The organism is Maribellus luteus, from assembly GCF_003576475.1.
GTDB classification, from domain to species: domain Bacteria; phylum Bacteroidota; class Bacteroidia; order Bacteroidales; family Prolixibacteraceae; genus Draconibacterium; species Draconibacterium luteum.
On the sequence record NZ_QWGR01000004.1, the window covers coordinates 360,425 to 372,345 of the forward strand.

Consider the following 11,921-nt stretch of genomic DNA (forward strand, 5'->3'; position numbering starts at 1 on the left):
AATGGGTTTAAACGAATTAAAAATGTTCATCCAAAATATCACAGGCAGTTTTTACAAAGTGCGGGCATTTTTTCTGAAACACACCTTCGGCGCTTGCGGCTGCGTTTCCTTCGGGTGTTGAGATATCGTAACCCGTTAGTTCTTTGCAAATCAAACTTCCGTGGGCAGCTTTGAAGCGTTGGTTAAACGCCAGGATTTTCTGCTTGGTGGCAGCTTTTGCTTCAGGATTGGAAACTGCATTTCCGTGTCGCATGCCAATTACCATATACGATCCGGTAACGGCACCGCAGGTTTCGGCGCAATTCATACCGCCGCCAAATCCGCTGGAAATCTTCAGGGCTGTTTCTTCAGAAAGTCCCAGGTCTGCGGCATACAGGCTAAATACTGTTTGAGCACAGTTAAAAACGGGGAAACGTTCGTCGACAAGGTTTGATTTGTTTGCCATTTTTTAGTTAAAGTTAGGAAGTTTTTTGATTATCAGTCTGGTGTAATGCTGGCTGATCATCACAAAGCCGTTCTGTTAAGCAAAACGGCTTTGTGGTGTCAGTTATTTCAGAAGCTGATTTTTTCTTCTTGTTTATCTTCTGAAAGTGACCCGTATCAGTTTGTCGAATTGGGTGGCAAGAATCAGTATAACAAGGATTTCAAATCCTAAAATGGCCAGGTTTGATTTGTCTCCGAGGATTTTGATTTCGAAAGAAGCAAATAGGTCAGTCAGGATTAGTCCCAATCCCAACCCCACGATGAAAAAGAACCACGACCAACGAATGTTTTTCCAAAACGATTTTTCGGCAGCTTGTTTCTCGTGAATGGCCTCCATAACGTTGTCGTCGAAATCGGGAAGTTGTATCTCGAGTTTCGACTCCTGCATCCATTCTTTTAATTGTTTTTCTTCCATGTCAGATCAATGTTTTAGCTTCGCTTTTCAGCCGTTTTAGAAGATGTCTTTCCATATTTTTTCTGGCCCGGTGCAAGGTCACTTTTACTTTAGATTCTGTCCAGCCAGTCATTTCGCAGATTTCAGCAATGCTGTTTTCATTTAAATAGAACAGCCGCAGAACAAGACTTTCGCTCGCCGGTAAACGATTCAGTGTTTCATTGATGTAAAAGCGACGTTCGTCTTCTTTCATCAGAGCCAGGGCAGAAGGTTCGTTTTCCGGATAGTTGGGAAAGTGCGTTTCCATATCGAGGTATTTCTCTCCCTTTTTCCGGACGATTTTTAGCGACTCATTAATGACGATGCGGTAGAACCATGTGCTGAATTTTGACTTTCCCTTAAAATTCTTCAGATTTTGAAATGCCTTTACAAACGATTCCTGTACCACATCAGTGGCCAGGAACTCGTCTTTTACGACCGACATGGAAATGGTAAACGCCATGTTTTTGTACTGGCCGACAAAATACCGGAAAGCTTCCGTGTCTCCTTTTAAAACCTTTTTTATGTAAAGGTCGTCCATCAATTATTGTTTGCTTTTTGGTTTGTCCGCAAAGTAGGCAACCAGGATTGAAATGGCGGTAAACAGAAAAATAATGCCCATAATTAACGGCGCTTCATTGTAGTTTCTCATAATTTTGGCAGATGTTAAGACGTCAGAGATGATGAAAGCGGCCAGCCATCCAAATGAAAAGCCGGTGAGAATAATTCCTATTTTTAGCCAGGGAACCCGGAATTTGATTTCACGTTTAGCATAAATCTCCGATACATCCTTCCCTTTCTCGATTAAGGACATTCGTTCCTTGTTTCGGGCCTGAATGTAAAAGTACCAGCCTAAGAATACGGCAGCAAAAAAGCCCAGCCAGATAATTGCCAAAATAATGTCTTCTCCCATGATTGTAATTTTTAAAGTTTCACCTTTGATACTTTACCGGGAAGAAAGGTTACAAAAATTTTCGATGGGATAAAACATAAAAAAACCGGTCCATCCGTCAGCTGACGGACGAACCGGGTTGTAATATTTTTGTTCTTGTTTCTCCCTTTGGGGGAGATTAAGAGGGGCCTCTATTCGCCGCGAACAGCTGCTACGCCCGGAAGAACTTTTCCTTCGAGGTATTCAAGCAGTGCACCACCGGCAGTTGAGATGTACGAAACTCCCGGGGCAATGCCAAACTGGTTAACCGCAGCAACCGAGTCGCCACCACCTACCAGTGAGAAAGCACCTTTTTTGGTGGCTTCAACAATGGCAGCACCTATCATTTTTGTTCCGGCAGAAAAGGTTTCCATTTCAAAAACTCCCACAGGGCCGTTCCACAGAATTGTTCCTGAGTTTTCGATTACTTCCTTCATTTTGGCAACACTTTCAGGACCGGCATCCAAACCTTGCCATCCTTCAGGAATAGCGTTGGCGGCACAAATCTGGGTATTGGCATCGTTGCTGAATGCATCAGCTGCCACAACATCGGTAGCAATTACCAGGTTAACCCCTTTTTCTTTGGCCAGTTTTTCAATGTTTTTGGCGGTTTCCAGAAAATCTGTTTCACAAATGGAGTCACCAACCTCGCCACCGTTGGCTTTTACAAAAGTGTAAGTCATACCACCACCTAAAATCAGGTTGTCTACTTTGCTCAACAGATTTTCGATAATGGTAATTTTGGATGAAACTTTTGCACCACCCATAATGGCAGTTAACGGACGTTGCGGGTTTTTCACCACTTTGTCAAGGCTTTCCACTTCGCTCTCGATCAGGTAACCAAACATTTTGTCGTTCGGGAAAAACTGCGCAATAACAGCCGTTGAAGCATGTGCACGGTGAGCTGTTCCAAAAGCATCGTTGATCCAGCAGTCGCCATTTTCAGCCAGTTGTTTGGCAAACTCAACATCACCTTTTTCCTCGCCTTTATGGAAGCGAAGGTTTTCAAGAACCAATACCTCTCCGGGTTGAAGTGCATCGGCTATTGCTTTTGTTTCTGCACCAATACAGTCGGGAGCCAATTTTACGTCAACACCTAACAAATCGCTTAGGTGACCCACCAAATGACGCATCGAGAATTTATCTTCCGGACCGTTTTTGGGACGGCCAAAGTGCGACATAATCACCGGAGAACCACCACTTTCCATTACTTTTTTAATGGTTGGAAGCGCGGCCTGGATTCGGGTATCATCGGTAATGACAAAATTTTCGTTCAAAGGAACGTTGAAGTCAACACGGATAAGTGCTTTTTTGCCCTTAAAATCGTAGCTGTTAATTGTTTGCATCGTATTGTATTTTTATAATTTCTTGAAAATCATTCAAAGATAAGAATTAATGCAACGCCATAACAGTGCTGATTTCAAGGCCAAATGAATTTAATGTTTGGGTAAAGTAGATTATCAAGACTTGGAGGATTGGAATATTGGAAGGTTCGAATTTGACGACAAACTGGGAAATTGTTAAGCTGATAAATTGTAAAATTGTTAAACTGTATACTGAGACTGGCCACTAAATCCATCAGTTCTTCGATCCATCAGTCCTTCAGCGTCAAGACACAAGTCGCAGTGTTCAGTCTCAGTGTTCAGGGAAGAAAGGATTGAATTTCAAATAATCAGTGACCAACGACTCGCAGCTCATTCTCGCATTAAAGCATTCATGCATTTTCGCATTCTCATTTGAATGACCAGTGACTAATGACCAGTAACTACCGACAAAGAAAAGGAAGAAACAGATTTCTCCGACATCAATCCTTTGAACCGACATAAAGTGCTATTTTTGGCTCTATGTTTTTCAAAGACGTTGTAGGACAAAACGAAATCAAAAAGCGGCTGATTCGCTCGGTAAAAGAGCAACGAATCAGCCATGCCCAGTTGTTTGCCGGGCAGTCGGGAACAGGAAAGCTGGCCATGGCGCTGGCGTATGCGCAATACATATCGTGTCGGAACCGCACCGACGAGGACTCGTGCGGCGTTTGCCCGTCGTGTCACAAGTACCAAAAACTGGCGCATCCCGACCTGCATTTTGTATTTCCGATTTTCAATGCAAAAAACCTGAACAAGCCGGTGAGCGACGATTTCCTGCCGCAATGGCGCGGAAAAGTCCTGCAATCGCCCTATTTTACCCTGGGCGACTGGCTGCACCATATCGATGCGGGCAATGCGCAGGGCGAGATTTACGAACGCGAAAGTGAATCGATCCTTCGTAAGCTGAACCTGAAATCGTTTGAGTCGGAATTTAAGGTGATGATTATCTGGCTGGCCGACAAAATGAATGTGGCCTGTTCGAACAAGTTGCTGAAAATGATCGAGGAGCCGCCCAGTAAAACACTTTTTTTGCTGATTACTGAAAACGAAGAAGACCTGATCGGAACGATCCGTTCGCGTTCGCAGTTGGTAAAATTCCCGTTTATTGAAGCGGAGGCCATTGAAGAGGCCTTGTTAAAAATAGAAGGCATCGATCCGGAGATTGTTCCCGATGCGGTGCACCTGGCTTCGGGGAGTTACATCCGGGCACTTAGTTACCTCAATCCGGGTGAAGATGAGCGCTTCTACCTGCTGAAATTTCAGGAAATGATGCGTTTTGCCTATGCCCGCAAAGTGAGTGAACTGATTACGTGGGCCGATGAAATGGCCGGTATCGAGCGCGATAAGCAAAAAGCGTTTTTTGCGGCTTCACTGCGTTTGGTGCGCGAATATTTTATTTCGAACCTAAAGTGCAGAGAACTCTCTTACATGAACCGCGAAGAAATGGAATGGGGGAAAAAGTTTGCTCCGTTTATCAACGAAAGAAACATTGTGCCCTTTGCCAAAGAGTTTGAACTGGGCATTCAGCACATCGGGATGAACGGCAATCCGCGCATCGTATTCCTGGATACCGCCCTCCGTATGGTGCGGCTCATAAAGCGCTAATTCGGCATAGATTCGTTCAAAATAGTTGGCATTTCCGGTTCAAATGGTATTAATCGTTATTTTTGTGTATGTATGCTAAACCTGAAGGAAGAAACTAAACATAGAAAGTTACTATGCCGGAAGTCAATACCATAGAACGAGGAGTCTGCAAATCGAATAACGTTTGTTGTGCTAAATTGCATGTTACAGACTGGCTCGCCGATATAAAATCGGTGGTTCAGGGAGACGAGATTGTGGAGGTCCGGTTTAAAAATACGCGCAAAGATTACTACCGGAATGTCAATAACCTGAAAATAAAAGTCGGGGATCTGGTGGCAGTTGAAGGAAGCCCGGGACACGACATCGGTGTGGTTTCTTTAAAAGGCGAGCTGGTGTACGACCAGATGAAACGTCACCGGGTTACGCTGAACAACGGCGAACTCCGGAAGATTTACCGGATCGCCAAGCAGGTGGATATTGAAAAGTGGAAAGAAGCCATTGCGCAGGAACACCAAACCATGATCCGTTCGAGACAGATTGTAAAAGACCTCGATCTGGACATGAAGATCGGGGATGTGGAATACCAGGGCGACAAAACCAAAGCTATCTTTTATTACATCGCCGACGGGCGTGTCGATTTCAGACAACTGATTAAAGTATTGGCCGATACGTTTCGCATCCGCATCGAAATGAAGCAGATTGGTGCGCGGCAGGAAGCCGGTCGGATTGGCGGAATCGGCCCTTGTGGACGAGAACTTTGCTGCTCTACCTGGATGGCGAATTTTATTTCGGTAACCACCAATGCGGCGCGTTACCAGGAAATTTCGCTGAACCCGCAAAAACTGGCCGGACAGTGTGGCAAACTTAAATGCTGTCTGAATTTTGAGGTGGATGCCTACATCGATGCACAGAAAGACTTTCCGCCCACCAATGTGCCGCTTGAAACCGAAAAAGCATCCTACTATTACCTGAAAGCCGATATTTTCACCGGTATTTACTGGTATTCTCCGAGGGGAGATGCTCCGGCAAGCCTGGTGGCAGTCCCGGTTGAACGTGTGAAGGAAGTAATTCGGATGAACCGCAAAGGACGGAAACCGGATAAACTGGTAATAGAGCAGTACGAGAATAATACAAAACAGGAAGATACGTTTCATAATGTGGTGGGACAGGAAGATTTGAATCGTTTTGATAAACCGCAGAGCAGAAAGAAAAGCCGGAATAAACGTTCCCACCGAAGAGAGGGCGGGCCGACCGGCGATTCAGGAGAAAGAAACAGAAAAGGGAGGAATCCAAACCGAAATAACGGGAGATAGATGAAGAAGATTTTTCAGTGGGCGTTGGCTGCTTTTTGTTTGTGTTGGCTAGCTGCCTGTCAGCCAAAAATTATTTACGAAACATACAAGGAAATCGATCAGCGCAGCTGGAACAAAGACTCTCTGGCGGTGTTTGAAATACCGGTGACCGACACCATTCATAATTTTGATCTTTACATCAACGTCAGAAACGACGTAAACTACAACTACAGCAATTTATGGCTGTTTGTAACGATCGAAGAACCGGACGGAAAATCAGTCGAAGATAAGTTTGAAATTACGCTGGCCGAGCCTTCCGGGAAATGGATGGGAGAAGGAATGGGCGGATTAAAAACGCGCGAGGTTTTGTACCGGCGTAACATTTTTTTCCCTTCTTCGGGAGATTATACGATCACGCTTCAGCAAGGAATGCGGGAGAATGTGTTGAAGGGAATCAGCGATGTGGGTGTCCGTATCGAAAGGGTTAAAAATTAGCCTTCAGACTATTAAGTCAGCAAACAAAAGAAAGTAACGATAGATAAAGGTGGGAAAAGGAAAGCTTTTAAAGTTTAACGAGTTGTTGAGCTTCGAACACGTGGTTCAGGCTCCGTTTAACGTGGTAGAACACAACGATTTTCAGCTGAAAGGAAAGTGGGGAAAGGAATTTTTCAAGAATGAAAATCCACTTATTCTTGAACTGGGTTGTGGCAAAGGAGAATACACGGTAGCCCTGGCAGAGAAAAATCCGGGAGTGAATTACATGGGCGTCGATATAAAAGGAGCCCGGCTTTGGAGAGGCGCAAAGCTTGCCAAAGAACAAGGATTGACCAACGTTGGCTTTCTGCGTGCCAACATCGAGCAGATTACACAGTTTTATGGTGCAAGTGAAGTAGCTGAAATCTGGCTTACTTTTCCTGATCCGCAAATGGAAAAGACACGCAAACGTCTTACTTCCACTACTTTTCTGAATAAATACCGTGAGTTTCTGAAACCCGGCGGAATTATTCACCTGAAAACCGACAGTAATTTTCAATACAATTATACCCGCGAGTTGGTAAAACTGAATAAGTTTGAAATTCTGGCAGAGACCGACGATGTTTATGAGTGGGAGCATCTGGATGACACGCTGCGGATCCGGACTTTCTATGAAAAACAGTGGCTCGACCGCGGAATTAAGATCAAGTACATCGCTTTCAGGCTTGGCACTGGCGAATTTCTGGAGCCGGATGTTGAAATTGAAAAAGACGAGTACCGCAGTTTTGGCCGGTCGGCAAGGGAATAGCGCGCGACAAGGTAGTTTTGCGAAGAAGAATGTTCAATATAAATAGGTTGTTGAAAATTGAATATTGGGAGTTGGTTATTGGAAATTCTATTGAAGTGTTGGTCTTGATAGGAGATTTACAACGAACTATATTTTTGGGGTCTAGGAGTCGGAAAATATCCAATGTTCAATAAAAAATATTCAACAAACTGCTGGAAGTTAAACATTTAGAGTTGATCATTGAGTGTTTCTATTATAGTGTTGTATCTTAATAGAAAATCATACTATGAAAAACAGAAAATTCGATCTTGAAGAAAGACTTATTGATTTTGTTTTATTGGTAGACTGGATTATTGAGAAGCTTCCTTCTACGCGATTAACCAACCATTTGGCAGGTCAAATGATACGGAGCAGTACTTCGCCAGCTTTGAATTACGGGGAGGCACAGGCAGCGGAATCACAGAAAGATTTTGTGCATAAAATTCAGATAGTTTTAAAAGAACTTCGTGAAACCAAAGTGTGTCTTAAAATCATTCACAGGAAGAAATACCTAACAGATGATGAGATATTACCGGTTTTAAAAGAGAATGATGAGCTGCTCGCTATTTTCGCAAAAAGTGTTAAAACAGCAAAGTCAAATATTTGAATAGTAAAGATGTGAGATAGAAGTTTTAAACTTCTTGTGAATTGGATGTTGTGAGTTGATCATTGGAAATTTCTATTGGAGTGATGTTTTTGATCGAAAAATGTCCAATATTCAATAATCAATAAAAAATATTCAACATTTGAATGAATATTGAAAAAGTTAGCAAAAGGAAAGTTAATACCATTAGTTTATGTCCGATTTTTTCCAGCAGGTTTTCGAAGTGGTAAAGCAAATACCTCCGGGCAGGGTAACCTCCTACGGAGCAATTGCCCGTTACCTGGGGACCGGCGGATCGGCACGTATGGTAGGCTGGGCTATGAATGCCAGTCATACATCGCCCGATTATGTTCCGGCGCACCGCGTAGTGAACAGAAATGGCTTACTTACCGGTAAACATCATTTCGACAGCCCCAATGCCATGCAGGAGTTACTCGAAGCCGAAGGGTTCAAAATTGAAGACGACCAGATTCTGAATTTTCAGGAACGATTCTGGGATCCGGCGAAGGAACTTGATTTGTAAAGCCCTTAAAAGGACAACGACTTTGTTAATTTTTTACCTTTGAGGGCAAATCAGCAAGATGCCAAAAATCCTATCCATTGAAGAGTTACTTCCACTGACAGATTCTATTCCTTTGATCGATGTCAGGTCGCCGGCCGAATACGAACTGGCGCATGTCCCCGGCGCATTTAACATTCCTATTTTTGATAACGAAGAGCGTCGTCAGGTTGGTATCAAGTACAAGATTGGCGGGAAAGAAAGCGCGGTGCTGCTGGGGCTCGATTTTGTAGGCCCCAAAATGTCAACCTTTGTGAGGGAAGCAAAAAAGCGTGCCCGAAACAAGAAGATTTTGGTTCATTGCTGGCGCGGCGGAATGCGTTCTGCCAGCATGGCCTGGCTTTTTGAAACTGCCGGACTTGAGGTTTATATACTCAAAGGCGGTTACAAAGCGTACCGGAAATACATTCGTGAGCAGTTTTCGCGCCCTGTGAAGATGGTGGTACTGGGAGGCTATACCGGCAGTGGAAAAACCGATATACTTCAGACTCTGAAGAACCAGGGAGAACAGTTTCTCGACATTGAAACCATTGCGCATCACCGGGGCTCGGCTTTCGGATCGCTGGGGCAGAAAGAACAGCCAAGCAACGAACAATTCGAAAACAGCCTCGCCGATGTTTGGCGAAAGTTCGATTTCAACCAAACTGTTTGGGTGGAAGACGAAAGCCGTCAGTTGGGGCAGATCGGCATTCCGGATCCTTTGTATCAGCAGATTTGTAAAGCACCGCTTATTAAAATATACATTCCGAAGCCTTTCAGAGAGGAAAGACTGGTGAAAGAGTACGGATTGTTTGATAAATCCCTGCTTAAGGAAATGATTGAAAAGATCCGAAAAAGGTTGGGCGGGGCGGTAACTGCTGAAGCATTGAAAGCATTGGAAACCGGCGACCTTGGAAAAGTAGCTTCCCTGACATTGCTTTATTACGATAAAAGCTACGATTACGGCTCCTTGAAACGCGATCCCGAGAAGATTCTGGGGGTGGAGCTGGGAAAGGATGATCCGGCTGAAAATGCCGAAATAGTTAAAGAATTGTTGAATAAAATATAGTCTGTTTTGGAACCGATTTATCTTGATTACAACGCAACCACCCCCATTGCCAAAGAGGTGGCGGATGCCATGCGTCCTTATCTGGAGCACTTTTTCGGAAATCCGTCAAGTGTGCACTCCTATGGAGTGAAGACAAAACTGGCGGTTGAAAAGGCGCGCGCTCAACTGGCGGACCTGATTGGTTGTTCGGCGGCAGAGATTGTTTTTACCAGCGGCGGAACCGAGTCCAATAATTACGCAATCAAGGGGGTGGCGATGGCCAACAAGCATCGCGGCAATCATATTATAACGTCAGCGGTGGAGCATCCCGCGGTTTTTGAAGTGTGCCGCTACCTCGAAAAAAATGGTTTTGAAATTACAACAGTTCCGGTGGATGAAGACGGAGTTATTCTGCCCGAAGAACTAAAAGCCGCCATTCGCCCAGAAACCATTCTGATTAGCGTAATGCATGCCAACAACGAAGTGGGTACTATTCAGCCGATTCGTGAAATTTCTGAAATTGCCCGCAGGCACAGCATCATTTTTCATTCCGACGCGGCACAATCGCTGGGGAAAATTCCGGTAAATGTGAATGAACTCGGAGTTGATTTGCTGAGTATTGCCGGGCACAAACTATATGCACCCAAAGGAATCGGAGCTTTGTACATTCGTAGCGGCGTTGAGTTGGAGAAGTTGATCCACGGCGCTGATCATGAGCAAAACTTGCGGGCCGGTACCGAAAATGTATTGGAAATTGTTGGTTTAGGGGCGGCAGCACAGTTAGCTGCGGAAAACCTGGAAGATAATAGGAAACACTATCGGTCCACACGTGATTACCTCGAAAAACTGTTAAGAGAAGCCTTCCCTTCCTTAAAGATAAACGGACATTACAACCTTCGCTTGCCCAACACCCTGAGTGTTTCTTTCCCGAAAGTGGAAGCCAACACCCTGGTCGATCGTTTGGAGGGAGTGGCTGCATCAGCCGGGGCGGCTTGCCATGCAGAAAGTGTGGATGTCTCGGCCGTGCTGGAGGCCATGCATGTTCCGATTGAATTTGCAATGGGAACGATTCGTCTCTCAACGGGCAGGGGAACCACGCTACAGGAAATAAAACAGGCAGCTGACGAAATCATTGAAGTGGTTAAACAGTTGCTCCCAAAAGAGGAGGGCCAGCTGTTAGCCGGGAAATCTTTTCAGAAAGAAATTAAACTGACACATTATACGCACGGATTGGGTTGCGCCTGTAAAATTCGTCCGCAAAACCTGGAGAAAGTGTTGAAAAACCTGGCGCCGGTAATCGACAAAAATGTGCTGGTCGGAACCGAAACTTCCGACGACGCTGCTGTTTACCGAATCAGCGATGATCTTGCCGTGGTTCAAACACTCGACTTTTTTACGCCTGTTGTGGACGATCCGTATGATTTTGGAGCGATTGCCGCTGCCAACGCATTAAGTGATATTTATGCCATGGGAGCGAAACCGGTTTTTGCGCTGAATATAGTCGGCTTTCCGGAAGATACGCTTCCGATGGAAACGCTGGAGCAAATTCTGAAAGGTGCTCAGGATAAAGCTGCTGAAGCCGGAATTCCGGTTTTGGGCGGACATACTGTTGAAGATCCGGAACCCAAATTCGGGATGGTAGTGACGGGTACAATTCATCCCTCAGAAATTTTAAAAAATACCGGTGCGCAACCCGGCGACCAACTGGTGCTGACAAAACCGCTCGGAACCGGAATTCTGTCAACAGGTATAAAACGCGGAATGGTGGAAGATCAAACGCGGGAACTGGTAAGTCGTCAAATGATGAGCTTAAACAAAACCGCTGCTGATGTGATGAAGAAATATCCGGTTCATGCCTGTACCGATGTTACCGGTTTTGGTTTGATGGGGCATTTGAAAGAAATGACAAGCGGATCGGAGTGCAATGCAAGGGTGTGGTACGATAAAGTGCCTTTTCTGCCCGAAGTGAAAAATCTGGCAGTGGCGGGAGTGATTCCCGGTGGATCGCACAATAACCTCAGTTTTGTGTCTGAATTTGTTGATTTTGGAAAGCTTCCGCGGACCGACCAGTTGTTGTTGTGCGATGCGCAAACTTCGGGTGGTTTGCTGATCGCCCTGCCTGCAGCTGAGGCCGAAAAACTGGTAATTGATCTGAAGGAGAGCGGCGTGTCTGATGCTTGTATAATTGGTGAATTTATGGCGAAAGGGAAAGGGATTGTTACTGTTCAGTAAGGTCTTTATATGTCTTTAGTATTGAACAAATGGTTGTAATATTCTTGCTGAAAACAATTCGCCCATCCAGGTGTTTTTATAAGGCAATTGTTACTTTTGCATGGTTTTACGA

Annotated in this window: 13 protein-coding genes and 1 pseudogene; 9 read left to right on the plus strand and 5 right to left on the minus strand. The window is 44.8% G+C overall.

The annotated features are described in order from the left end of the window. Positions 1-16: 16 nt before the first annotated feature. From D1614_RS09640 to D1614_RS09660, 5 genes are all read right to left on the minus strand, one after another. On the minus strand, positions 17-445 hold the full coding sequence (locus D1614_RS09640) for a C-GCAxxG-C-C family protein (protein ID WP_119437700.1): 429 nt from the start codon (positions 443-445) through the stop codon (positions 17-19). 132 nt (positions 446-577) lie between these two features. After that, positions 578-898 carry a hypothetical protein gene (locus tag D1614_RS09645; RefSeq protein ID WP_119437701.1) on the minus strand — a complete coding sequence of 107 codons (321 nt, stop codon included), beginning with the start codon at positions 896-898 and terminating at the stop codon, positions 578-580. A gap of 1 nt (position 899) precedes the next feature. Then, entirely contained in the window at positions 900-1,457 is a 558-nt protein-coding gene (locus D1614_RS09650) for an RNA polymerase sigma factor (RefSeq protein WP_119437702.1), read from the minus strand. A 3-nt stretch (positions 1,458-1,460) separates the two neighbouring features. Continuing rightward, positions 1,461-1,829: a DUF6249 domain-containing protein gene (locus D1614_RS09655; protein ID WP_119437703.1), complete on the minus strand. Its 369-nt coding sequence runs from the start codon at positions 1,827-1,829 to the stop codon at positions 1,461-1,463. Positions 1,830-1,999: 170 nt separating this feature from the next. Next, on the minus strand, positions 2,000-3,193 hold the full coding sequence (locus tag D1614_RS09660) for a phosphoglycerate kinase (protein ID WP_119437704.1): 1,194 nt from the start codon (positions 3,191-3,193) through the stop codon (positions 2,000-2,002). A 498-nt stretch (positions 3,194-3,691) separates the two neighbouring features. Here D1614_RS09660 and D1614_RS09665 point away from each other — a divergent pair, with 498 nt between their 5' ends. The 9 genes and pseudogenes from D1614_RS09665 (at position 3,692) to selD (ending at position 11,809) form a co-directional block, all read left to right on the plus strand. Beyond that, positions 3,692-4,816 (plus strand): DNA polymerase III subunit, encoded by a 1,125-nt coding sequence (locus D1614_RS09665; protein ID WP_119437705.1) that lies wholly within the window; start codon positions 3,692-3,694, stop codon positions 4,814-4,816. A 113-nt stretch (positions 4,817-4,929) separates the two neighbouring features. Next, positions 4,930-6,108, plus strand: coding sequence for a PSP1 domain-containing protein (locus D1614_RS09670; RefSeq protein ID WP_119437706.1), 1,179 nt, complete (start codon positions 4,930-4,932; stop codon positions 6,106-6,108). Further along, positions 6,109-6,582, plus strand: a complete 474-nt coding sequence (locus tag D1614_RS09675; RefSeq protein ID WP_119437707.1) for a gliding motility lipoprotein GldH — start codon at positions 6,109-6,111, stop codon at positions 6,580-6,582. A 49-nt stretch (positions 6,583-6,631) separates the two neighbouring features. Continuing rightward, entirely contained in the window at positions 6,632-7,369 is a 738-nt protein-coding gene (gene trmB, locus D1614_RS09680; protein WP_119437708.1) for a tRNA (guanosine(46)-N7)-methyltransferase TrmB, read from the plus strand. Between the two features lie 265 nt (positions 7,370-7,634). Continuing rightward, positions 7,635-7,994, plus strand: a complete 360-nt coding sequence (locus D1614_RS09685) for a four helix bundle protein (RefSeq protein ID WP_119437709.1) — start codon at positions 7,635-7,637, stop codon at positions 7,992-7,994. Positions 7,995-8,184: 190 nt separating this feature from the next. Beyond that, positions 8,185-8,514, plus strand: a complete 330-nt coding sequence (locus D1614_RS09690; RefSeq protein ID WP_119437710.1) for an MGMT family protein — start codon at positions 8,185-8,187, stop codon at positions 8,512-8,514. A gap of 58 nt (positions 8,515-8,572) precedes the next feature. Beyond that, the gene (gene mnmH, locus D1614_RS09695) at positions 8,573-9,598 is read left to right on the plus strand and encodes a tRNA 2-selenouridine(34) synthase MnmH (RefSeq protein ID WP_119437711.1); all 1,026 of its coding nucleotides are present in this window, start codon (positions 8,573-8,575) and stop codon (positions 9,596-9,598) included. 6 nt (positions 9,599-9,604) lie between these two features. Beyond that, positions 9,605-10,714, plus strand: a pseudogene (locus D1614_RS26355) (cysteine desulfurase family protein); the annotation flags it as partial. Positions 10,715-10,750: 36 nt separating this feature from the next. Further along, positions 10,751-11,809 (plus strand): selenide, water dikinase SelD, encoded by a 1,059-nt coding sequence (selD, locus tag D1614_RS26360; protein WP_438268351.1) that lies wholly within the window; start codon positions 10,751-10,753, stop codon positions 11,807-11,809. Positions 11,810-11,921 lie beyond the last annotated feature (112 nt).